16 protein-coding genes, 1 pseudogene and 1 other annotated feature are annotated in these 25,295 nt (G+C 43.2%); of the genes and pseudogenes, 11 read left to right on the top strand and 6 right to left on the bottom strand.

Annotated features, from left to right (window positions below):
* Nucleotides 1-8 precede the first annotated feature (8 nt).
* Both avs1b and avs1a read right to left on the bottom strand, forming a co-directional pair.
* Nucleotides 9-5,756: an AVAST type 1 anti-phage system protease Avs1b gene (avs1b, locus tag KJB05_RS06785; protein ID WP_208445042.1), complete on the bottom strand. Its 5,748-nt coding sequence runs from the start codon at nt 5,754-5,756 to the stop codon at nt 9-11.
* Between the two features lie 2 nt (nt 5,757-5,758).
* The gene (avs1a, locus tag KJB05_RS06780) at nt 5,759-6,937 is read right to left on the bottom strand and encodes an AVAST type 1 anti-phage system MBL fold metallo-hydrolase Avs1a (RefSeq protein ID WP_208445041.1); all 1,179 of its coding nucleotides are present in this window, start codon (nt 6,935-6,937) and stop codon (nt 5,759-5,761) included.
* 688 nt (nt 6,938-7,625) lie between these two features.
* On the opposite strand from avs1a, the gene KJB05_RS06775 reads away from it, so the two are divergent.
* The 3 genes and pseudogenes from KJB05_RS06775 to KJB05_RS06765 form a co-directional block, all read left to right on the top strand.
* Complete coding sequence (locus KJB05_RS06775; protein WP_208445040.1) at nt 7,626-11,234, top strand: ATP-binding protein; 3,609 nt, start codon at nt 7,626-7,628, stop codon at nt 11,232-11,234.
* Between the two features lie 781 nt (nt 11,235-12,015).
* Entirely contained in the window at nt 12,016-12,258 is a 243-nt protein-coding gene (locus tag KJB05_RS06770) for an MbcA/ParS/Xre antitoxin family protein (RefSeq protein WP_208445039.1), read from the top strand.
* A 543-nt stretch (nt 12,259-12,801) separates the two neighbouring features.
* Nucleotides 12,802-14,493: pseudogene (locus KJB05_RS06765) on the top strand (DNA polymerase II); the annotation flags it as partial.
* Between the two features lie 39 nt (nt 14,494-14,532).
* Here the strand turns inward: KJB05_RS06765 and KJB05_RS06760 are convergent.
* Nucleotides 14,533-15,300 (bottom strand): nucleotidyltransferase domain-containing protein, encoded by a 768-nt coding sequence (locus KJB05_RS06760; protein WP_208445037.1) that lies wholly within the window; start codon nt 15,298-15,300, stop codon nt 14,533-14,535.
* A 187-nt stretch (nt 15,301-15,487) separates the two neighbouring features.
* Here KJB05_RS06760 and yeiP point away from each other — a divergent pair, with 187 nt between their 5' ends.
* The gene (yeiP, locus tag KJB05_RS06755) at nt 15,488-16,054 is read left to right on the top strand and encodes an elongation factor P-like protein YeiP (RefSeq protein WP_005431209.1); all 567 of its coding nucleotides are present in this window, start codon (nt 15,488-15,490) and stop codon (nt 16,052-16,054) included.
* A 2-nt stretch (nt 16,055-16,056) separates the two neighbouring features.
* Nucleotides 16,057-16,377: an HI1450 family dsDNA-mimic protein gene (locus tag KJB05_RS06750; protein ID WP_005431208.1), complete on the top strand. Its 321-nt coding sequence runs from the start codon at nt 16,057-16,059 to the stop codon at nt 16,375-16,377.
* 167 nt (nt 16,378-16,544) lie between these two features.
* Here the strand turns inward: KJB05_RS06750 and rluB are convergent, their stop codons facing one another.
* Entirely contained in the window at nt 16,545-17,483 is a 939-nt protein-coding gene (gene rluB / locus KJB05_RS06745) for a 23S rRNA pseudouridine(2605) synthase RluB (protein ID WP_005434955.1), read from the bottom strand.
* A gap of 346 nt (nt 17,484-17,829) precedes the next feature.
* On the opposite strand from rluB, the gene KJB05_RS06740 reads away from it, so the two are divergent.
* A complete protein-coding gene (locus KJB05_RS06740) occupies nt 17,830-18,540 on the top strand; it encodes a calcium-binding protein (protein WP_009706913.1) in 711 nt (236 codons plus the stop codon).
* 96 nt (nt 18,541-18,636) lie between these two features.
* Here the strand turns inward: KJB05_RS06740 and KJB05_RS06735 are convergent, their stop codons facing one another.
* Nucleotides 18,637-19,257, bottom strand: coding sequence for an L-threonylcarbamoyladenylate synthase (locus KJB05_RS06735; protein WP_005434958.1), 621 nt, complete (start codon nt 19,255-19,257; stop codon nt 18,637-18,639).
* Nucleotides 19,258-19,295: 38 nt separating this feature from the next.
* Nucleotides 19,296-20,174 carry a PHP domain-containing protein gene (locus tag KJB05_RS06730; RefSeq protein ID WP_208445036.1) on the bottom strand — a complete coding sequence of 293 codons (879 nt, stop codon included), beginning with the start codon at nt 20,172-20,174 and terminating at the stop codon, nt 19,296-19,298.
* A 95-nt stretch (nt 20,175-20,269) separates the two neighbouring features.
* On the opposite strand from KJB05_RS06730, the gene KJB05_RS06725 reads away from it, so the two are divergent.
* The 5 genes from KJB05_RS06725 to trpCF all read left to right on the top strand — a co-directional run bounded on the left by KJB05_RS06725 (nt 20,270) and on the right by trpCF (nt 25,263).
* Nucleotides 20,270-20,395: a tryptophan operon leader peptide family protein gene (locus KJB05_RS06725; protein ID WP_009706915.1), complete on the top strand. Its 126-nt coding sequence runs from the start codon at nt 20,270-20,272 to the stop codon at nt 20,393-20,395.
* Nucleotides 20,342-20,445: a sequence feature (Trp leader region), on the top strand. (Overlaps the previous gene by 54 nt.)
* Before the next feature lie 126 nt (nt 20,446-20,571).
* Nucleotides 20,572-22,137 (top strand): anthranilate synthase component 1, encoded by a 1,566-nt coding sequence (locus KJB05_RS06720; protein WP_208445035.1) that lies wholly within the window; start codon nt 20,572-20,574, stop codon nt 22,135-22,137.
* Between the two features lie 16 nt (nt 22,138-22,153).
* A complete protein-coding gene (locus KJB05_RS06715; protein WP_208445034.1) occupies nt 22,154-22,762 on the top strand; it encodes an aminodeoxychorismate/anthranilate synthase component II in 609 nt (202 codons plus the stop codon).
* A 37-nt stretch (nt 22,763-22,799) separates the two neighbouring features.
* On the top strand, nt 22,800-23,810 hold the full coding sequence (gene trpD / locus KJB05_RS06710; protein ID WP_208445033.1) for an anthranilate phosphoribosyltransferase: 1,011 nt from the start codon (nt 22,800-22,802) through the stop codon (nt 23,808-23,810).
* A 13-nt stretch (nt 23,811-23,823) separates the two neighbouring features.
* Nucleotides 23,824-25,263, top strand: coding sequence for a bifunctional indole-3-glycerol-phosphate synthase TrpC/phosphoribosylanthranilate isomerase TrpF (gene trpCF / locus KJB05_RS06705; protein ID WP_199438066.1), 1,440 nt, complete (start codon nt 23,824-23,826; stop codon nt 25,261-25,263).
* The last annotated feature ends 32 nt before the right edge of the window (nt 25,264-25,295 follow it).

Genomic DNA, 25,295 nt, shown 5'->3' with positions numbered 1-25,295 from the left:
CTCCAATATTATCCGAAAGAAATTAGCCCAACAGGTTCTAGATCCAACTCAAATACCCAAATCAAACTTAATCCATGTGGTAGTCTGAGAGCGTTAGAATCAATCGATAAGAAGCACCCCTCATTGGTCGGAGCTCCTTCATATGTTTCTTTGAGTCGCCCTGACTTCCACCAACCTCGCTTCAAATTGGAATTGCTTGCCCCAGTTATCCTCATGAAGTGCGTAGTAGGTATTGCCGGTGTAAAACTACCAAAATACGCAGGTAAAGCTTCAACATTGGCACAAGTGTCAAACAGGCTAGTATTATCTAGTGAAGGTTTATCTGTTGATAAGAATCGCCCAGAAGGCAAAGGAAGATTTTCTTGACTGTCAGTAAGGTACGCAGTCAGTCTAACTAATCTCAGTTGGTCATTGAGCCAAACTCTTTCACAGTAGTCTAAATAAATACTATCCCCATGTGCCGGTATTGGTTCTTTAGAGCGTATCCAATTTATAGCTTGGGATTCAAAATTTATGATTCTCAAGTTATCCAAACGAGTTGGATTATACTTTCTGAAAATGGCTTCGATATGTTTGTACTCCGGTTCCTTTGCAACATTATGCAAAGCTACATGAAACGCGTAGCGAACTTTATCGGACCAGCGGTTAGGGCGTTCTGCATTTCCATAATACCCTTCAGCCAACAACTGTTCTAATTCTAAGCTAGCCTCTAAAGATAGTGGTGAGCATATTTTTTGCAGTATTGATTCTGCTTGAGCCAGTACAGAAGAACTCACCACGCCTAGCTTCATTAATCTGGGCCAATTGGATCGAATACATTCCGCCCATGTAGGTAACTCAACATCATCGGATGTGCTTTTATTAGTTGCACCATTGAAGCGAGCCGCCAATGTATCCAAAGCCTCGTCAGCAGACTTTGATCCTTGCACTGCAGCTTGTCTAGTAATACGTACTAAAACTGAATATCTACCGATATGTTTGCAGTTTTTTTGTATCGAATTAAAGTCAAGCTCTTGAGCCAGAGCTTCCCAGGCTTCTTGTGATGTAGATGTTTGCTCAAGAGCACCACAAATTAAGTCGGGATGAATGCCGCTGTTCATGGAAAAAGCTTTAGCTCCAAATAATTGAACAAAATCTGGGTAGCTCTTTGACAACCAAATCAGCATCTCTGATGCTTTTTCGCGCCTTAGCCATGTAGGGTGATCGATAACATGAAGAATTAGTTTGGCTAAGCAATCAGATAAACTATCGTCATTCTCTAGAAACGTATATCTATCAACCTCTTCTAGGCTTCCAACCATTAAGCTAGTATGTTCATTTGTTAGTTTGAGGACCTGGGCTTGTTCGTCATAAGGGCAATGACTCGCTAACCATGTAATTAAACTTTCTGCTATTCGCCAGCTCTCAGCATAACGCTTATCCACAATTAAAGGCGAAAGTAGGTTAACTAAATCAGAAACAGAACTATCAGTTTGCAGAAGTAGTGATTTTCCTTGTTCAACAACCGATGTAGTTCCATTCCATAATGACCACCCACCACTCTGCATAGCACTCATTGCTGAGATGACTTCGTTTTTTGCTTCTGAATTATTCCTACGGCGTAGGTGTCTAGACGCATTAGATAAGGCTACGTTAGCCTCTTCAATAGAGTTAGAGCTGCCAAAAGTCCCTGGAAAGTGAATTGTATCGGAATCCTTTGTTTCTGCTTCTCTATTATCAGATTTTGAGCCTTCTTTTGATGGAATTTTAGTCAAGTCTGGGCCTTGCTGGGCGATGCTCTCCGGAAACCTTGCTGCGAAAACTTTTTTGACATGCTCATTTAGATTGGAGGCTAGCGATGAAATGAACTCTAAACGGCCATTTAAACTATCAAATTCAGACTCGCAAATAATCTCCACCCTATCAAGAGCTAGGTCTAGCAAAGCATTGTCATTTGCTAACTTGTTGATTAAAAGGCTATAGGCATGCGCAAACTTGTCTCTGTGGCGTGAATCGCCAAATTGGAAGCACTCCAACAGAACCCAACATAGCTGCCAATCTGCCCTAGGAATCAGAGGGGTAATGAGAGATAAAATTGAGTCTTGTTCATCCAGAGCAGCTCCAGGGAAACGAGTGCCTTTTAGCGTTGAAACTCTGTCTATATCTCCACGAGTAACTTCTTGATACATTTGTTCAAGTGTTCCGTAGGTTTGGCGAATAAAGTAATTTACAGCGCTTTGAACGGAGCCTCTTTGACACAAAGCTCCAATGAAGTCTCGTTTAGCGTATCTAACAAAGCGCTGGAAAGTCATCTCACCATCCGCGGCATCTAGTAGTCCTGCTATTTGACATATGACTTCTGGTTCAACGATGTGTTCTTGATCAACGGATTCTAGTGCAGTAATACTTAAACCTAGCTGATCTTCCTTGTACCAACTAGGTCCCATGGAGAATGATAAGACAAGTTGATAAGTTTTTTTCGCTTGGTCCGAAGCATCTAACCTTGTATAAAGTGGAATTATACTTAACAGCTCCGGAATGAGCTCATATCTGTTCTCTAGGTTAGATGTTACGTATTCTTTCCAACGATCCAGCAATAGAAATGCTTGATCCTCTACTTCTACGTCTAATGGCTTACTAACAACAGTTGTTAGTACTTGGTTTAGAATACTTCTAAAGCCTTCTGAGTAGATACCACATTGGCAGTCAAATTGCTCCTCGATAAAATTGAGTAAGTCACAAATTCCACTAGGATATATATCAGTAATTAACTCTGTAATTGATTGATATATATTAGGAAGAATGCCCTCTGGCAAGCCATAGGCGTCTTCCCATTGAACACGCTGCGCGAGACTGAACCTTAAGTGGTTTAAAATATTTTGATTTAGAGTTTTCCAGACAACTTCTAACCCTATTGTGTCCTCATTTTCTTTGAACCGCCTTGCGGTACCATCACACCAAGCAATGGCACTACATATTGAACTAAGTCCATTTAACCATGAACTTGAAGATAGGGGGATTAACTTGGGGCAGGTGAATTCAGGCTCAATAAACGCTTTATGCTTCCATACTGCCATACCATTTTCTAATTCAGAATAATCAATAGTAACATTGTCATCAGCAATAAATGATATGGGTAAAGGTACGTCATCCGCAGGCTCTCCTAGCGCCAAAACAATGCTTTTCGGCGCACCCAAGGATAGATAGCAATCAATGATACTCGGATGTACTTTATTCTGCTCATTCCAAGCATCTGAAACTAAAGTTTCTACATCAGAAAAAACTTGGTCAAGCAACTCCTGGTCATAATTTACTTCGTATCTTTCGCATAGGCCCTGATATAACGGAACTGCAAATACGATTGGTTCTGCTATCTCGCTTAACGGTCCGGAGTAATACTTTCGCAATTGAGAAATGGACATATAACTGCTAGTAAAACACATCGATGCAGCTTGCGTGTAAGTTAGCATTTCATTTAGAACAAGGTTGCGTGCATCCTTATCTCTTACACTTTTGTCTATAGCTTTCATCCAATAATACTGGAAATTAGAAAGTAATAACCGCGAGCTATCATCCCCTGCACGAATTTTTAGAAGGAACTGCTGTATTTGAAGGTCATAGATATTTAGGAACTCTTTATAAGAAAGTCCATTTTCGTTAGATACTTGTTCAAGAGCTTCTGTTAAGTACTTCTCTACGATGCCTAACAACTCTAAAGCTGTCTCATGGCTGTTTGAATCTACAAGCTTCAATGCAACGACAAGCGCCTCTTCTAACGGTATAATTAACTGTCCATACCGACTTACATGCTGCAAAGCTTCTTGTTCTTTCCCAATACAGATTAAAGCACTTGCCATTAAATCAGCAGATTGAGCAAACAATGTGTTATACCGGAACTGAATTCTTTGGCAAAGCAAAAGGATACGAACCGTTTCAACCAGGCTACCAAGCTCTGTTGCCGCTTTCAAAACACCTTTAAGATCTTCTAGGAGAGTATCAGGCTCGATGCCTTGATACACACAATCGTCAATCCATTTTTGAGTACATAGAGCAACCACTTGTGCTTTGTCAGTACCTTCAGCTTTAAGACCGTGGTAGATCAAATTGAGTAAGCAGTATTTTTTTTGTATTTGCTTCTCACAGTGTTCAGCTAACCGTAACTGGACATCCTGTTCTCGTAATGCTGTCTTCTCAAGAAGAAAATCAGAAAAAGAAGAGTGATATATCGTCGTTTCAGTTGGGCTCAATAACAAGTGTTGTATTCTTCCAAGAGTGCCTAAAAGTATGGCTTGTTCATTTGAGTTCAAAATCTCTGTAAAGTGACTGATAGAAATCCCCCAACGCAAACGAACCGCTATTGCTAGCAAGTTTACGGCGTCGTTATCCTCTTTCAGTTTTAGCCACAACAAGTCGTAATACTTTCGAATGCTGCCGTCTATTAATGGCAAACTTTTTAGTTCGTCATTACTTGTACCTGAATTCACGAGATCAATTAAGTAACGAAGATATAGTGGATGCCCTTGCACTCGTTCGCAAATCAGACTTACAGTTTTTGAGTTAGCGTGCTCTGCAGTAAGAGCACCATAACAAAAATTTTGAACTGCACTATCACTGAGAGAAGGCATAGAAATGCATGATTCGCGATTTAGCCTATTACCTAATCGAGTCGCAAACTGTTCATAGTTTGGTGCAGAAAGAACAATTACCACTCCTGATGGTAGTGTCATAGGTAATAGACCAATGAACTTAGTCAAGGTGTCAGCATCTTGTCGTTCAACTTCATCCAGTCCATCAATAAATAGTATCCCGGTTTTCCCATTAGAAGAGTATGTTTCACTTAACTGTAACAATAGCTGCTCTGTTTTATTTATGAGCTCTGGGTAATCGAGCGTTTCTATGCGTCCAGGAGTGCCTGTAATGAACATCGAAACTTGCATGTTAAGCCAGTTGAAGAACTCTTGAGGTTGAGCTAATCGAGCTGCATTTTTGGTGCTTACTCTTGGAGTAAAGCTGTATGTCCCGAAGTGTTCTAAAGAAGGGGTTTCTGGTGAATAAGCCTCACAAAATGTTGATTTACCAATACCATGAGCCCCGTTAATGAAAATATAGCTACCGGTTTGTGCAGAGATAAAATCATCGAACTGTTCAGTGAATGCCTCCCTAGAGGCTAAGCTTTGGCTGATTGAAGGTTTGTTATTCGTTTCAATAGCAATGTCAAAGCTCTTCAAAAAGTCACGTAGCCTAGATATAGATATAACACCGATGGTTTTTTCTACGGAAACTCGAATAACACCAACGCAAACATCATTGCAAACTAGTGCCGCTCCGGAAAAGCCTTGATAGTCGCTTAAAGATATCGGTTCATCTATGCTTATTTCTATATCTGAGCCTAACTTAAGGCTTTCGAAAGTTTGAACAATCGCTCCTTCTAACCGATGTCCCATAGTTAGCTTGCTAGCAGGCCATCCATAGGAATAGAAGCGGTTTCCTCCTAAAGGTAATAAGTCACTAAGCTTGATTGGAGAGATGTCACACACAGCTTCTAACTCTACTAAAGCGATGTCTAACTTTGCGTCATGTCCAAGAACACGAGCTTTCAGTACTGAAGGGGGGGAACTAAAATTAAAAGTGACACTTACTTCTGAATCACTTTCAATTGCTTCGGCTACGCAATGGTAGGCAGTTAATACGATTTTCGATGTAATTAGTGAGCCTGTACCTGATTCTTCACCACATTCAATCTTACAAGTTGCCACTTTCATTTCAGTATCTAACATGATTATTCCTTGGTGATTTCTATCCAGTTAGTAGCTTCTTCTTCAACAATGAAAGTAGCGCCTGTAGTTGTTTGGAAATTTTTAATCTCTCTCGATTCTGGAGTCGAGTAGTTAAAATAGAGAGTCCTCGTAAAACTCGCATCTCTATCGACTATTGCTCGAAGAAGCTCAATATCAGGGTGATTGTGTTTGCTTCCATTCGAGGAAATGAAATACATTGGAGCATCTATAGTGCAAAGTAGTTCTGGGCTAGTATTATAGTTGCTTCCATGGTGAGATATTTTAATTGCATCAAACATCATGGACTCACCTTGTGACTTCATTTTAAGAAGTTCTTTCAAAACCTCCTCAGCCCACGCGTCCGCAAGCATTAATACTCGAAGACCATCGAGTTCGATAACAGTAGCAATAGAGCTTCCGTTAGTCGGTGAGCAGTCTGGTTTGTATACGTCTTCAAGATTTTTCCTACGTCCTGCAGATATGAGTTTATTGCCTCTAGCTTGCCCTTCACTGCTGTGCTCAAAATTAAGCTCGAAAGCATCGTCAATAGCAAGGTCCGAACCTATAGAACCAACGAAGCCATAGCGTCTTAAATCCCGCTTCCATGACTTAACTAGACCATCTAATCGTTCTTTTGATGGTGTTAGCACCTTTACAAAACCATCCTGAAATCGCTTGTGTTGCACATTATTAATACAAACGCTTTCGCTTCCATCGCCGTCATTCCAAACATACCCTCCAGCATGAATCAAAGATGCTAATGTTGAGCCTTGACGTGCGCTGATTTCGTCGTAAGTTGAGGTTGCATTAAGCTCTTTGGGGTGACCTCGTCTATTAATTGCATTTATGACCTCACAATCTTGAGGTGATAATTCAGTTTCATTCAATGAAGTCAGACTTCGTAGGCTGTTGTGCCAGATACCTTCAACAGAAACAATATTGTTTGTTTCTGAATGGCTGTTTAATAGAAGAAAGCGAATGATGCCTCCAATATGATCTGCATCAATGTGGGTAACGATAGCTAAATTTAAACATGCACCTCTACTTGCGATTTCTTCTAGGTCTTGTCTTATGTATGAGTTGAAAGTTCTGGCATATCCAGCATCTATAAGGATGTTCGTCTTGTCTGAACTTATTAGAAAAGCATCCCCGTTCTCTGCGGGGTACATCTTGATTCTCATGGAACATCCTTCTTATCACAACTGCATATAGAGAACTAACAAATAGCTAAGCAAATAGTTTTATATTTTTCATTTTACTTAACTTAAAGGTTTTCTTCTAACTATTTGTTAGGGCGATAAAAAAGCTTAATGGCTTACAATGAACTTAGTTTGTAGTGGCAAGCCGAATTTAAGAGCTACAAGGAGGTGTATAATACTTATCCAAAAGTTTGAAGAGAGACATCTTTGTTATACCTTAGTAAATTTAACGTTGGCTAAGTTGGGAAGCTTGCGGACAAGATTTTGTCCAGAGGCTTCCTTTAGCTGAATTTTACCCGTGGTACTTTGTGGATGTGGCGGTTCTATGAAGATTCTGCCCCATTTTAATTGAGATTTTCTACTAATGTCGTTTCCTGTCATTAGTATTTGACCAAGCTTTCCTAATGCTTCAGTATGGTTCTGATTGCACAATAACGTGGTTTGGATTGTGTCCATCGATTAGTGGCGAATCATAAAGTTGTGCGTGAGATAGGGGATTTGCATGATATGCAGTATGGACGATGAGTTTACTTCAGATGCAGTTGCACCTAAGTAATGTCATGTTGTGTAGAGCTGGCTAAAATAACTTTGGACTAAAGTTGCACAATATCGAGCCAAGTACAACTATCATCAACATTTCCTCGATTTTTTAAATAATAATTACACGTATATGAATAAAATCATTTCCTCATTTGTATGCAGGCTCATCCAAGGGCTTGATAGAACAGTGTCTTGGCTGGAACGAAAAAAACACGCTAACGATATGCAATCGAAATTTGTAGATCTAGCCCCAACAGATGATGCAGATAAAGCAGGCACCTACTCAGAAGCATTAGGGTTTGCAACGAACAATCCGAAAATCTTTAATATTGCTCTTACGGGACCTTATGGCTCAGGAAAGAGCAGCATTATTCAATCTTTCCTGAAAACATATCGACGGCCAGCTCTTCATATTTCTCTCGCGACCTTCATTGCCGGAACTGACATAAAGGCAGAGATGTTAGGTCGTCAAGAGATCGAGAGAAGTATTTTACAGCAGATGCTATACGGTGCGGATGCAAACAAACTGCCGTTATCTCGCTTTAAAAGAATTCAGTCGCCTAGTGTTTGGTCGATCTTTAAATCTCTCTACATTATGTGTGGAATGTTCGCATTTTGGTATGTGTTTCATTTGCGAGAAGATGTCATCAGCGGTACTTATTTTACACCGATAGCGCTCGAAAACTCAGTCAATCTAGGTTTATTCGTATTTGCTGCAATATTTCTCTGGGTAGTATTACATCACTTTTATGTCATGAGCTTTGGTTTATCGCTCAAGGGGATTTCGCTAAAAGATGTCGAAATCAAGCCTGCATGTGATGATGAATCCTCGATACTGAATCGTCATCTAGACGAGATAGTCTATTTTTTTCAAGAAACCAGTTACGACCTTGTAATAATTGAGGATTTAGATCGATTCGATAATGCTGATATTTTCGTTACATTGCGTGAAATTAACAGCCTTGTAAATGCAAATGCAGGTGTAAAACGCCGCATTCGGTTTTTATATGCACTGCGCGATGACATGTTTGTGAATACAGAGCGAACGAAGTTCTTCGAATTTATCATTCCTGTTATTCCAATCATAAACACATCAAACTCAATTGATATGGTCCTGAAACAGGGCGCAAGACTTGCGCTGGATGAAGGTCTTGATCGTCAGTTTCTTAGAGAGGTATCACGTTATCTAAACGATCTGCGGTTGATTCAGAACATTTTTAATGAATACAGCATTTATGTAGCTAATTTGGAAACAGATGGGGAAAATTTGCTCGATGCCAATAAGCTACTTGCAGTTTTAATTTACAAAAATGTTTATCCACGGGATTTCGAACAGCTACACCGAGGAGAAGGAACCCTTGCAGCGATATTGAACCTCCAAGATGAGCTAATAAGCCTTGGAGAGAAAAAGTATCGAGCAGAGATCGCTTTACTAGAAAAGCAACTTGATATCGCTGAACGACAGACTCCAAATGACTTGAAAGAATTACGTCAAATTTATGCGATGGCGATTATCGAGAGGCTCCCGTCGAATGTGCTCAGTGTAGGGAGTAATTACAATAATTTGATTCAGCTTTCACAATTAGCAAACCACGATTCGTTCGAGGACTTGATTGAGCAACGAGAAGTCTATTGCCGATACGGAGGTAATTACTCTCAACATACAAACATTTCCGATTTGCAAAACAAGGTAGATCCCCACAGGACTTATCAGCAACGCAAGGCAGAAATAGAAAGTAAGGCTGAGCAAAATAAAAACAATACCTTGCGACAAGTACGTGACTTGAGACCAAAGATCGCAACTCTTCGCACAGCTAAGCTCAATGAACTGTTGCGCTTGAATGGTGAACGTGGCAATGAGCTATTTGAAGATTTAGGGAAGAACGCGGAGCTAGCTCGTTTTCTGATTCTGGAAGGTCATCTTGACGATACTTACTACCAATATACATCACTCTTTCACACTGGGAGGATGTCGCCAAATGATAATAAGTATCTCATCAAAATTCGAGCATTTATTACGCCAGAACCTGATTTCCCGACTGATAATCCACACGAAGTTATTGCTGCGATGAGAGACGAAGACTTCGGACAAAGCTACATTTTAAACATCTCGCTTGTTGATGCTCTGCTGAGTGATCATAGCCGATATCAAGTTCAGTTAGATAAGCTTTTTGGGTACATCATGGCAGAGTTTCCCAACTGTGAGGACTTCTTGATTATTTATTACGCCACCGGGAGTTATATTTCTAAATTCCTCCAAGGATTAGCTAATATCTGGAATCACTTTGTACCTACCATACTTTCTAGTTCAAACAGTCTTTTACACGTTACCCAACTAATTGGAGGACTAACCGAAAGTTCACTGAAGTCTATTTCAAGAGATTTTGAGGAACTACCCGCTTTTGTAGCAGAGAATCTCTCTGATATTTTGATTAGTTCGCCTGAGCTCAATCCAGAACGGTTCACTTGGTTTAATTTTGACGTTAAAGACTTCGAATCAATTCAAGACCACCCTGACGTTGTAAACACAATGTTTGAACAAGGTCTTTTTGAACTTACGGTCGCGAACTTAGAGTTTGCCTATCTAACTATTTTAGGTTTAGCAGACCTTGAACCACTGCGTACGAGAAACTACACGACCATAAGAATGGCGGACAGTACCATCCTGATGGACAAAATTGAAAGGAATTTTGATGAATACTTAAGTAATATCCTGTTGACTATCCCAACCAATACTGAAGAGGATATATCTGCCATCTTGGACGTAATTTACCGTGAGGAGATTGACTCAACTGCGATCGACGAGTTTCTTAAACAGCAGACTAAACCGTTACCGAGGTTAGAAAGTGTGCCTACGAGACTGCATGCAAAGCTCTTCCGGTTAAATATGATTGCCCCAAGCTGGGAAAACTGTCTTTCCTTTTTAGAAAGCGAAGGCTTTGAAGCGGAAAGCTTAGTGCGCTATCTCGATAATGAGGTTGTTCGTTCAACTATTCTTGAGCAGTCTATTCCTAGCGACGAAGATTCGTATAAGTTGCGTTCTTTTCTGATCAAAGCCAACGCAATGTCTAGTATTAACTACAAAGAGTACGTTCGCGCTTTACCTAAGTTCTTTAAAAAGTTTCCAAATGGGCTTGAGCCCGCAAAACTTGAGATAATAATAAAAGAAAGAAAAATCGAGTTCACAGATGATAACCTTGACGAGCTAAGTGAGCACCGAGATTTGCAGTTACTATTCCTATCAACAAACATCGATAAATATCTGGCAGAGCCAGATAACTTTGCGTTAGATGAAGATTTTCAAATAGAGCTGCTCCAGTACGATATTTCTCATAGAAATAAATTGAAAGTAGTCGAGTCTATGGACTTACACTTGATCGTAGAGGTTCCGGAATATATTGCAATAATTGGCTCTGTTATAGTCAATACTGATGCAAATCTGCCAAGCATTGATGGAAATATATCTAGTGCACTTATCAGGTACTCTTCGCCAATAGTGACACAAATTTCACTCTTCAATAAATATCACTCTTATTTGAGTAATGATGAAGTCCGTGATGTATTGGCGAGTCTACAAAAGCCATATTCTGAAATAACCCGCGGCTACCATACGCCAAGGCTAAAAGACACACCGGAGAATCAAGTGCTGGCCACTTGGCTTGACTCAAGAAAAATCATTTCCTCTTGGAAAATGAGTGATGTATTTAAAGAGATAAAGATTAACCTCTATAGATCTTGAGAAGAGAATGCTTTTTCGGTGTTGGAATGTTGACTTACTACTTACGAGTTGACATTCCCTATTTTTCCAAATCTTGCTGATAAACCACCATAATTGATAAGGATATTTGAGTAACTACATGTAGATTGGCTATATGATTGCAATACTAGAAGTAATCCGAATAGTGAAAGGACTTCGAAGATCGTCACTCAGAAGTGACCATCATTTGCTAGAGTCAATGCAAATCGCAAACGCGTATGCCCCTTCGCTGTAATTTGTAGCAAAAGCCACCTCGACCTAAAACTCATTTAGGGAGTCTTTAGTTTAATCGAACTCCAGCTTTTCCATCGCTCTATCCGTTTTATTGTTCCAAATGCAGTAGTCTTCTGGATACATCCCATCATTAAATTCCTGTATTGATGATGGGGCGATGCCTTTTACTTCATCTTTATTGTCCAACGCGTTTTGCAAGCGCTTACAAAAACTGACGTTAGTGTCTGCAAGTGTCTTAAAATGCTGATCCACATGAATTGGCGAATACTGCTCAATGAGGCGGTCATAATTAGCTCTGCCTTTCTGTGCTCGCGATTCGCTACTACTGATGTCACTATTTTCATTGATGAGGTGCTGAAGCCTTGGTTATTTAGATGTAACTCTATAGAAGACTGGTACAAAATGTATTAATTTTGACCTAATCTGGGATTTCATAGTTAAATAAAAGGTAAAACTCCTCTATCGAGAAACTGATACACTATATCTCGATGTAAGCATGTTAAGAGTTATTTGTTGAGAGTTAAATGATATGGGTATTGATACTTTATTAAGCATTACGTCTGATACTCCAAATGAGTTAAGAGTAGCTTTACTTGAAATGTTGGGAGAAGTTGACATTTACTTTGGTAATCGCGATTCAACAGTCGCTTGGCTAAGTAAGCCTAATGTAGCTTTTAATTTTCGCTCCCCTGCATCTGTATGTGGTGATATTGAGGGGGTCAAGTTAGTTATGGAGCACATTAATCGTTTGAAGTTCGGTGATTTAGCATAGTTTAAACTTTGTTGCTTAAATCGATGGGGCTAAACCAAAAAGCATGGTACAGATGGGAAGTGCCAAGTCAGGAGTAAGCTGCATATCGCAGTAGATACAAGCCCTTGAGCATGGGAGTTGATGCTCTGTAAACATATCCACAACTCTTCATCAATCCTAATAAATGAAGATGTGAAGTCACTCTTACCGAGCAATAAAGAAAAATCGCCATAAGGTTCTTTCATCACTAAGTCCTGCCTAACTGACATTAGTAATATCACCTTTAAATGAAGTAATGCTGGATAAATAGTATGTCTTTTTAGTATGAGCCTAGGGATTCTAATCAAAAGGCGTCTCCGATCACTACACTTAAGTCAACAAATTTTCAACAGTCAACACCTTGGCACTAAGTCTATCGTAATGATAATTTACGCTTTGTGAAGTCAACGTTGACTATTATTTTCCACGTTGTTTCCTCAAAACAAATACAACTCAAAAAACTGTAAAACAAGAAGTTTTTTCTCGGAGTGGATTTTATAGTCAACAAATTCATCTGCGGATAAAAACGTTATCGACTTCGATTTTCGCCTGCTGCATAAACGCGCAGAGTGGCACAACATGAAGTTGATGTTAGGCCGAGCAGACCAACCGAGTTTTTTCCGCAGCTCAGCTCAAAGCCAACAAGGTTTTATCTCTATTCCCGGTCGTGTGGTGCTGGATGGTATCGATACGCTGAAGACCGCGACGTACCACTTCCGCTCGTGGTCATTGGAATCCGTTTCACAAGAACTGCTTGGCGAAGGCAAAGAAATCCATAACGTGCATGACCGAATGGATGAAATCAATCGCATGTACCGTTCAGACAAGCCATCTCTGGCTAAATACAACCTGCAAGATTGCGTGTTGGTAAACAAGATTTTCGACCACACTCACCTACTCGACTTTGCGATTGAACGCTCTCGCCTAACAGGTGTAGAACTGGATCGTGTCGGGGGCTCTGTGGCCGCGTTTACTAATTTGTATTTGCCGCAAATCCACCGAGCCGGTTATGTTGCGCCAAATCTGCATCCAGAAAACTGGATCGCCAGCCCTGGTGGCTATGTGATGGACTCTATCCCTAACCTTTATGATTCCGTATTGGTGCTCGATTTTAAGAGTCTGTACCCCTCTATTATTCGCTCATTTCTGATTGACCCTATGGGCTTAGTCGAAGGTTTACAGCTTGAAATCGGCAAGGCAGAAGATGAAGCCGTACCGGGATTTCGTGGCGGTCAGTTCCATCGTTCAAAGCACTTCTTGCCAAAGATGATCGAAAAGCTCTGGGCAGCGCGCGATGTCGCAAAGAAGAACAACGAAAAAGCGTTCTCGCAAGCAATCAAAATCATCATGAACTCTTTCTATGGTGTGCTTGGTTCTTCCGGCTGTCGTTTCTTTGATACCCGCCTTGCTTCTAGCATCACCATGCGTGGGCACGAAATCATGAAACAAACCAAAGTTCTGATTGAGGACAAAGGTTATCAAGTGATCTATGGCGACACCGATTCAACCTTTGTGTCTTTAAATGGCGCGTATAGCCAAGCAGACGCTGACAAGATTGGTAATGAACTGGTCGACTACATCAATCAATGGTGGAGTAACCATCTGCGCAGTGAGTACAACCTCAACTCGATTCTTGAACTAGAATATGAAACCCACTATCGCAAGTTCTTGATGCCGACCATTCGAGGTGCAGAAACGGGCTCGAAAAAACGCTATGCGGGTCTGATTGGTGAAGGCGAACAAGAACGCATCATCTTTAAAGGGTTAGAGAGCGCACGTACAGACTGGACACCGCTGGCGCAGCGATTCCAAAACACCTTGTACCAAATGATCTTCCACGGTGAAGACCCTAGTGATTACGTACGAGAGATGGTTGAGAAGACCAATGCCGGAGAATTTGATGATCAGTTGGTGTATCAAAAGCGCTTGCGACGCAAATTGCATGAGTATCAGAAAAATATTCCGCCACAAGTACGTGCTGCGCGTTTAGCCGACGACATCAATGCCAAACTCGGTCGCCCTCTGCAGTATCAAAACCGAGGCCGAATCGAATACTTAATTACTGTGAATGGGCCTGAGCCACACGAGTATCTCAATAGCCCTATCGACTACCAGCATTACATTGATAAACAGCTAAAGCCGGTTGCGGATGCGATATTGCCGTTCATTGGCACAGACTTCGAGCAGTTATCTGCGCCGCAGATGGGGCTGTTCTAAATCAGATTCTAGATTGAAGGGAGTTAACGCAAGCTGACGTTAGCCAATGCGAAATTCGGTCTTTTGGTACTGAGCCACCAACCACTCGCCAAAACCGTCAATTAAACCAATCACAGAACGTTTTGGGATTGCACGACCAGAAAGCAAAATGCCAAGGCGTTCTATCTCTAGCTGCTTTTCTGGGTGGTATTGTAGAAATTGCTCCCCACATTCAAGTGGATCATCAAACCAACGTTTGTCTCGATACATGACAAGCGAGTACGACGCACGAAGAAGCTTCTTAGCGATAGTTACTTGGGCACTGACCAGCTCTTCAATGCTTTGTGCTTGTACTATCTTAGTGCGATACACCGATAGCCAGTCTTCGACATCCATGTTCCAGTGCTTAGCAATCTCCCAACTTGGCACATAATCGCCAAAGCAATCCGCCAGATCATCTCCGTAGACGCACACGCAGCAGTGTTTGAGCATAAAGCCCCAAGTAAAAATGCTGTCTAGGTTCGCGACTTCACTCACCAAAGCGGTACGAATCGATACCCCTTTAACGTGAGGGTGCCCCTGTTGAGCACGCCATTTGATGGTGTTCAACAAAGTAGCGCGATTGTTTTCAAAGTTCGACTTAGTGACAACGACCATATCGAGATTCGATTTTCCTGCAACCGCCGACTTGCGTGCCACACTACCGTAGACGTAGACACTATGAAGATTGGCCCCTAGCCCGCCTTTGAGGCACGCCAGAACTTCTCTGAGCAGAGGTTCAAATTCAGGTTGGAATGGATGCTTTGGGTCGATGACAGGGAGAGACATTGAAGAAAACGCGATCTCAAGCTTTTAACGGACGATGGGCTATATGATCCACTAGCCTAGCGTTTGAATCAAGCCCATTAAAGCCCTTATTGACGTGCAAATTACTGTGCGGAATTTTGATGCCAGACAAGCAACTTAGCGCTATAATCACTAAGTTTTGCTTAATAAGTGTAAATAGGAAAATACAATGCCAAAGGCAAGTGAAATCAAAAAAGGCTTCGCAATCGAGTCTAATGGTAAAACTCTTCTAGTAAAAGACATCGAAGTAACCACTCCAGGTGGTCGTGGCGGCGCTAAAATCTACAAAATGCGCTGTACAGATCTAAACACTGGTGCGCGTGTAGACGAGCGTTACAAGTCTGATGACGTTGTTGAAACTGTAGAAATGAACAAACGTGCAGTTGTGTACTCATACGCTGATGGCGATGAGCACATCTTCATGGATAACGAAGACTACTCACAATACACATTCAAGCACAACGAAGTTGAAGATGAGCTTCTGTTCATCAACGAAGACACTCAAGGTATTCACCTTATCCTAATCAACGGCTCTGCTGTTGGTATCGAGCTTCCTTCTTCTGTTGAGCTAGTGATTGAAGAAACTGATCCTTCAATTAAAGGTGCATCTGCATCTGCACGTACTAAGCCTGCACGCTTTGCTTCAGGTCTTGTTATTCAAGTTCCTGAGTACATCGCGACTGGTGACCGTGTAATCATCAACACGACTGAACGTAAATACATGAGCCGAGCATAAGTATGTCTGATTTGATTTCTTACGACGACGTTATCGACGCTGCGTACGACATCTTCCTTGAGATGGCTCCAGATAACCTAGAGCCAGCTGATGTCATTCTGTTTACTGCGCAATTTGAAGATCGTGGTGCCGCAGAACTTGTTGAAACTGGTGATGACTGGGTTGAACACGTTGGCTTCGATATCGACAAAGAAGTGTATGCAGAAGTTCGAATCGGCTTAGTAAACGAGGAAAATGACGTACTTGATGACGTTTTTGCTCGTATGCTAATCAGTCGAGACCCAGAACATAAGTTCTGTCATATGCTTTGGAAACGTGATTAACGATTTCCTCATCATGATCAAAAACACCAGCCTCGCGCTGGTGTTTTTTTTATGTCTGTAAGTCAAAGTTACTTTTGATTGGCAAACACGAAAGATCGTGAACGCGAAACGCTAGATAAGAAAAAGGCTTGCCAATGCGGCAAGCCTTTCTGATTTTCTGCTATCGATTAACGATGCTTGTTACGTGCGCCTTGGTCACCGGCAGCCTTCTTCGGCTTACGACGAGAAGGGTTGTTGCTGCGACCTTTTGGTGTGTTAACACGCTCTTCGTGACGCTTAACTGCGCGACGAATTTTTTGGCTACGAGCACGTTCACGCTTACGTGATGTGTTGTCTTTGTTTAGATCAAGCATGGTTTCTTTCTCTGGACGAAGTTCTACAAGCTCACGCAGGTAGTTTACTTCTTTCAGGTCTAGTTCCATCCAACCGCCACGAGGCAGTTTCTTGTCTAGGAAGATATCACCGTAACGAACACGCTTTAGACGGCTAACCGTACATTCTTGAGATTCCCACAAACGACGAACCTCACGGTTACGACCTTCGTTAATCACTACGTAGAACGTGTGGTTCATACCTTCACCACCCGCATGTACTACGTCTTCAAAACGAGCCATACCATCTTCAAGTTCAACACCACTTACTAGGTTGCGAACTTTCTTTTCGTTCACTTCACCAAATACGCGTACTAGGTATTCACGCTCAACCTGGCGGCTTGGGTGCATTAGGCGGTTTGCCAACTCACCATCCGTTGTGAAAAGCAGCAGGCCAGATGTGTTCGCATCAAGACGACCAACTGAAATCCAACGAGAGCCACGAATTTTTGGCAGACGATCGAAAACAGTGCGACGACCTTCAGGGTCGTGACGAGTACATAGTTCACCTTCTGGCTTGTAGTAAGCCAATACACGACAGATCACTTCTTCTTGTGCCTTTGCAGACACAATGTGACCATCGATACGAACTACGCTGTTCTCATCTTCTAGTCTTTCACCAAGTTTAGCTACGATTCCGTTCACGCTAACGCGACCAGATTTAATTAACGATTCAATCTCACGACGAGAACCGTGTCCAGCACGTGCTAATACTTTTTGTAACTTTTCGCTCATTTATCTACCTATGTGTCGTCTTCACAGACGTCGAGACCAGAATTGGTCTTCAATTGTGCAAGTTACCCAACCTATTGGGATTTTTTCGGTCGGACATTATACGAGATTCTCTGATTTAATGTAAGCAAAATCGTCGATATTGTCACTGCAGAATGTCCGTCGGAAACTCACACTAAACTCATCATCTTCTCCAACTTAGTACCAGACTCATCGGCATTAGAACCGCACTATTATGGGTCTGTGTCCACCTCTTAAAAAATCCCCTACCTGATAAAATTGTCAGGGCTATAAGAAAGATAACCCTACAGCTTGCTAGCTCCCTTAATCAGATGAAAAGGAATAATAAATGTCTCATACAAATCTTGACCTAAATTGGATATTTGGCACCTCAGAAGATGACAATATGACCGGCACAAAAGGCTCGGACACGACTGACATTTTTGTCGGCTTTGGCGGCGACGATAAGTTTGTTGGCTTTGGTGGAAACGACTATGTGTTCGGTGGTCGTGGTGACGATACCCTACTAGGTGGCAGAGGGAATGACCTACTCTCAGGCGGTTCAGGCGATGATTACTTGTCTGGCGGCTTAGGTAATGACCTGTTATTTGGTGGTTGTGGTGACGATACAATTTTCGACTACTCAGGCAACAACTTTATCAATGCAGGATGGGGGGACGACACTGTAGTTGTCGGTGATGGTCATTCTGTGATTGCTGGCGGTTGCGGCGATGACACGTTCGTAATGACCAACCGTCTTGCTGTTGGCGTTCCAGATCAGCCTGTCTCTTCAAACGACATCGAAGTGAAGTCAGAAATTCTCGACTTCAACATTTGTCACGACAAGCTTGTCTTTGATATGGGTTTAGATACCAACAACGATGGTATTCGCGATACGTTCTTGGACTCGGCAGACGACTTAACACTGTCTTACAACGACTTTGGTTGGGCAGTCTACTCAAGTGACGAATTTAATGTAGAAGTGACACTGAAAGGTATTGATGCAGGCTACATCAACTACATTGAGCACCACGGCATCGACATCTTCGATTTCGCCTAAACTGGCACCATTCCATTGAATCAAAAATAAGCGGATTCAAAGTAAAAAGGGAGGCATTCATGCCTCCCTTTCTTGTTTTGTTAAGAGTAAAACCAGTTACTCAAATGGTGCCGGGTCGCCAGAACCAACACGAGCAACAACCGCTTCACCTTCGCTGAAGTCGATAACCGTTGTTGGTTGTTCACCTAAGTAACCACCGTTAAGGATCACGTCTACAGCATGCTCTAGTTTGTCACGAATATCTTCTGGGTCCGATTCCGTCACATCGCTACCCGGTAGGATAAGTGACGTAGACATCATTGGTTCACCAAGCGCTTCCAACAGATCGAGAGCAATACGGTTATCAGGTACACGAATACCGATGGTCTTACGTTTTGCATTCATCAAACGACGCGGTACTTCTTTTGTGCCCTTGAAGATGAAAGTGTAAGGACCCGGCGTGTTATTTTTCAGTAGTCGGAATGCCGCGTTGTCTACGCGTGCGTACAAAGAAAGCTCCGACAAATCACGACACAACAAAGTAAAGTTGTGCTTATCATCCAGACGGCGGATCTGACAAATACGTTCCAACGCCTGTTTGTTTTCTAACTGACAGCCTAGTGCGTAACCTGAGTCGGTTGGGTAAACCACCACACCGCCACTACGAATGATTGCTACTGCTTGATTGATCAAGCGAGCCTGTGGGTTTTCTGGGTGAACGTAAAAAAACTGGCTCATTGTAATTCCTCATTATCGAACCTCTCGGCTCTATATTTTTATAGGTTCTCGATTTCGTCTTGTTGAGCGTTATCCAACGAAGGATCAATACCCCAATCTTTCCAAACTGGTTCTACGCCCGCGGGTAACCAGAGGTTTCTTCCCAATTCCATCCACGGAGATGGATAGTGAAAGTCGCTGCCTTGAGAAGCTAATAGTTTGTATTGTATAGCATAATCGGCCAAGTTGCGTCTTTCTTGTTGCGCTTGTTGAGGCTGCGCCACTTCCATTGCATCCCCACCCGCTTCAACAAACGCGGCTAATAGGCGTTTTACCCACTTTGCAGTCAGTTGATAACGACCCGGATGCGCAAGAACAGCAGAGCCTCCAGCAGCATGAATCGCATCAACCGCATCTTTCATGGAGCACCAATTTGGTGGTACATAACCTGGGTTAGAGCGGGTTAGAAATTTCTTGAACACCATCTGCATGTTTTTGGCATAACCATTATCCACCAACCACTTGGCAAAGTGTGCACGAGTGATCGGCGCATCACCCGCGATTTGTTGAACTTCTTCTAGCACACCTTCGCGGGTCGCTTTTTGTAAACGTTCAGCAATCATCTCAGCTCGGGCAACACGATGCGCTTTTTGCTGTTGAATCAGCTCTGCCAGCGCAGGACTTTCTGGATCGATGTTCAATCCAACAATATGGATGTCTTTGTTCTGCCAAACAGTCGAAATTTCTATACCGTTGATGATTTTGATCGGGAGATTGTTCTCCTCAACGTATTGCTTGGCCGGAGCTAAGCCGTCAACCGTATCATGATCCGTGATCGCCAAAACCTCGATATCAAAACTCAATGCCCTATCCACTAAATCGTGTGGTGCAAATCGACCATCTGACGCGGTGGTGTGACTGTGTAAATCAATTCTCATCTTTTTGTCGTTTTAATGCTGTTTTGGGGTTGACTTTTTATCTCTGCACTAGTTAACTAGTACACAAATACAAAGTACCTAATTTAAGGCTCACCATGTTACAAGAATTTAACCAAAACCAGGAAGCGAAAGTTGCAGTTCGTCTGAATAAGATGAAATCTGCTGACCTTGCTTGGTGGCGCACTTGGACAAGTTCTTGGTGGGCGAACGTGTACTTCTAGTTTAGAGAATTAAATGTCACAAAGCCCGCTACTTCAGCGGGCTTTTTGTTTTGTCGTCCATCTCACATTCAACTGCTCAAACATTCATCGGATATGACCAAAACTTGATTGGGTGAACGTTTGCTTTATGCGACTATGTACGGCAGGAAGATGTAAAACAGCTATAAGGAGGTCTTGTGAACAAGGCCATTGAAATTAAGAAACTTGGACAGCTTGAAGTGCTAACGGCTTCCGTCCCTTATACTCAAGACCCGACTCGTTTGTTCCACACTTTATGTGAGAACAAAACTGACAGCCTGTTGCTGGAATCTGCTGAGATCGATTCGAAGCAAGATTTGAAATCCCTGCTGATCGTAGATTCAGCGGTTCGCATTGTCTGCTTTGGCCACACTGTTAGCATGCACGCCTTGACCAACAACGGTAAAAACCTACTGTCTCACCTAAACCAGAACATCCGTGGTGATGTTGAGAGTAAGTTCGATGGCGAAACGCTAACTTTGGAATTTAGCCAGCCATGCGACACGTTGGATGAAGACTCTCGCCTACGTGAAGCCTCTTCTTTCGACGCGCTGCGTTTGGTTCAGCATAGTTTTGATATTTCACAGCAAGACAAACACGCGATTTTCCTTGGTGGTCTGTTTGCCTACGACTTAGTCGCAAACTTCGAGCCACTTGGTAATGCAGAAGCAACAAATCAGTGTCCAGATTACGTTTTCTATGTTGCGGAAACACTACTTGTTGTCGACCATCAAACGGAATCTTGCCAGCTTCAAGCGACGTTGTTTGTTGACGGTTCAGAGAAAACAGCGTTAGAAACTCGTATTGCAGAAATCAGCGCTCAGTGTGCAGCGCCAAAACTACTGCCAAGCGCAAAACAAATCGCTGAGGTAACGGTAGAACCTAGCGTATCTGATGCAGACTTCTGCCAAACTGTTCGCGACTTAAAAGAGTTCGTAGTGAAAGGCGATGTATTCCAAGTTGTACCATCTCGCCGATTCACTCTACCTTGCCCTTCTCCACTAGCGGCTTACAAAGAACTGAAACAAAGTAACCCAAGCCCTTACATGTTCTACATGCAAGATGAGCTGTTCACTCTGTTTGGCGCATCACCAGAAAGTGCGCTTAAGTACGAAACCGACACTAACCAAATTGAAATCTATCCAATCGCAGGCACTCGTCGCCGCGGCAAGCGCCCTAACGGCGAGATCGATTTCGACCTAGATAGCCGCATCGAACTTGAACTGCGCACCGACATGAAAGAAAACGCAGAACACATGATGTTGGTTGACTTGGCACGTAACGACGTCGCTCGTATTGCTCAAGCTGGTACTCGCCACGTAGCAGACCTACTAAAAGTCGACCGTTACAGCCACGTAATGCACTTGGTATCTCGTGTGGTTGGCCAACTGCGTGAAGACCTAGACGCGCTGCACGCATACCAAGCTTGTATGAACATGGGCACGCTCACTGGTGCACCAAAGATTCGTGCAATGCAGTTGATTCGCGATGTAGAAGGCGCACGACGCGGTAGCTACGGCGGTGCTGTGGGCTACCTAACTGGTGAAGGCACACTCGACACATGTATCGTAATTCGCTCAGCGTACGTTGAGAACGGTATTGCTCAAGTTCAAGCTGGTGCAGGCGTGGTGTTTGACTCTGATCCACAAGCGGAAGCAGACGAAACGCGCGGCAAAGCACAAGCGGTAATCTCTGCTATCCAAGCAGCGCATAAGTCACAATAAGGAATAGGGTTCAGAGATGGCTAATATCATTTTTATCGACAACTTTGACTCGTTCACCTACAACCTTGTGGATCAATTCCGCTCGCTAGGTCACTCAGTCAAGATTTACCGAAACAACATCCCAGCAGAAACCATTGAACAAGCGGTAAACGCGCTTGAAAACCCAGTAGTCCTGCTATCACCAGGCCCTGGTGCACCGTCAGAGGCTGGCTCAATGCCTGAGCTTATCCAACGCATGAAAGGCAAAGTGCCGATGATCGGCATTTGTCTAGGTCACCAAGCGATTGTTGAAGCATACGGCGGCACCGTTGCTGGCGCGGGCGAAATCATTCACGGTAAGGTCTCTATGATGGAGCACCAAAACCATGCGATTTACCAAAACCTACCATCACCACTTGCAATTGCACGTTACCACTCGCTGGTTGCGACCAAGGTTCCTGAGAGCCTAACCATCACAGCAGAAGTGGATGACTTGGTAATGTCTGTTGTACATGAAGAAGATAAAGTTTGCGGGTTCCAGTTCCACCCGGAATCTATTATGACGACCTACGGAGCAACACTGTTGGCCAATGCCATTGAATGGGCACTTGAAGATCAAACTTCAGCGAACCCACTCACTGCTTAAAAAGCACTTGGCACATAAGAAATTTAGGAGAGGAAATATGGAAGCAATCATCAACCCTATTATTACCAAACTGTACGAGCAAGAATCGCTTACTCAGGAAGAGAGCCAACAGCTATTCGACATCATTATCCGTGGTGAACTAGATCCAATTTTGATGGCGTCAGCACTGACTGCACTAAAAATCAAAGGCGAAACGCCGGATGAAATTGCAGGCGCGGCGAAAGCACTGCTGGCAAACGCAAACCCATTCCCTCGCCCAGAATACGATTTCGCAGATATCGTAGGTACTGGTGGCGACGGTCACAACACCATCAACATTTCAACCACTGCGGCGTTTGTTGCTGCAGCATGTGGTCTAAAAGTAGCGAAACACGGTAACCGCAGCGTTTCAAGCAAATCTGGTTCTTCTGACCTTCTTGATTCATTTGGTATCAACCTAGCTATGAGCGCAGAAGATACGCGCAAAGCGGTCGACGATATCGGTGTTGCTTTCCTATTTGCACCTCAGTACCACGGTGGCGTGCGCCATGCGATGCCAGTGCGTCAAACCATGAAAACACGCACCATCTTTAACATTCTTGGCCCACTGATTAACCCTGCTCGTCCTAACATCGAATTGATGGGCGTTTACAGTGAAGAACTGGTTCGTCCTATCGCAGAAACCATGCTACAAATGGGTATGAAGCGCGCCGCTGTAGTTCACGGCAGTGGCTTGGACGAAGTCGCGATTCATGGCGAAACAACGGTTGCAGAAATCAAAGACGGCAAGATCACTGAGTACACGCTAACTCCAGCAGACTTCGGTCTAGAAGCGCACCCGTTAGAAGCAATCAAAGGTGGCGATCCTGAAGAAAACAAGGAGATCATTACCAATATCCTGACGGGTAAAGGGACAGACGCACAATTGGGTGCAGTGGCAGTGAACGTTGCTCTGCTAATGCGTCTATTCGGCCACGAAGATTTAAAAGCCAACACGCAACAAGCGATTGAGGCAATGAATTCAGGCAAGGCGTACCAATTGGTACAACAACTTGCCGCACACGCTTAAGGAATTGAAGAACATGACTGACTTCAACACTCAGCAAGCTGACAACCTGTCTGAACACGTTTCTAAGAAAGAAGCAGAAATGGCAGAAGTACTGGCGAAAATTGTCCGCGACAAATATCAGTGGGTAGCAGACCGTAAGGTGTCTCAACCGCTAAGCACATTTCAGTCTGATTTGCTGCCATCGGACCGCAGCTTCTACGATGCTCTGAGTGGCGAAAAGACGGCATTCATCACCGAATGTAAGAAGGCATCTCCTTCTAAAGGTTTGATTCGTGATCACTTCGACTTGGATTACATTGCGTCGGTTTACAACAACCACGCAGATGCGATTTCAGTCCTAACAGACGAGAAGTACTTCCAAGGTAACTTTGATTTTCTTCCTCAAGTGCGTGGTCAAGTCAAACAACCAGTTCTGTGCAAAGATTTCATGGTAGATACCTACCAAGTTTACCTAGCACGTCATTACAGTGCTGATGCTGTGCTATTGATGCTTTCTGTCCTGAATGACGAAGAGTACAAAGCGCTAGAAGAAGCAGCACACAGCCTGAACATGGGTATCTTGACCGAAGTCAGCAACGAAGAAGAGCTTCATCGTGCCGTTAAGCTTGGCGCACGCGTTATCGGCATCAATAACCGTAACCTTCGCGACCTAAGTACTGATTTGAATCGTACTAAAGAACTGGCACCGACAATTCGCGAACTAGCACCAAACGCGACGGTAATTTCAGAGTCTGGCATTTATACGCATCAACAAGTTCGTGATTTAGCGGAATACGCAGACGGCTTCTTGATTGGTAGTTCACTGATGGCAGAAGACAACTTAGAACTTGCTGTACGTAAAGTGACCTTAGGCGAAAACAAAGTGTGTGGCTTAACGCATCCAGATGACGCAGCAAAAGCGTATCAAGCTGGCGCGGTATTTGGTGGCCTGATTTTTGTCGAGAAGTCGAAGCGTGCGGTTGACCTTGAAGGTGCTCGCTTAACCATGAGCGGTGCTCCACTGAACTACGTGGGCGTTTTCCAAAATCACGACATCGATTTCGTTGCTTCTGTCGTGACCTCTTTGGGTTTAAAAGCGGTGCAACTGCACGGTCAAGAAGACCAAGCTTACGTAAACCAACTCAAAGCCGAACTGCCAGCAGCGGTAGAAATTTGGAAAGCTTACGGCGTGACTGATGCCAAGCCAGAACTACTAGCAGACAACATTGATCGCCATCTATTAGATGCGCAAGTTGGCACTCAAACTGGCGGAACCGGTCAAGTGTTCGACTGGTCACTGATCGGCGACCCAAGTCAAATTATGCTAGCGGGCGGACTGTCGCCAGAAAATGCTCAACAAGCAGCGACACTAGGTTGCTTGGGATTAGATTTAAACTCTGGTGTAGAAAGCGCACCAGGCAAAAAAGATTCACAGAAGTTGCTCGCGGCCTTCACCGCCATTCGCAACTACTAAAGCTGGATATCAGCTAAAAAATTTAAAGCTAT

This window comes from Vibrio sp. B1ASS3 (assembly GCF_905175355.1).
GTDB lineage: Bacteria > Pseudomonadota > Gammaproteobacteria > Enterobacterales > Vibrionaceae > Vibrio > Vibrio owensii.
Note: the sequence above shows the minus strand (reverse complement) of the source record. Positions and strands in the feature narration are given on the sequence as shown.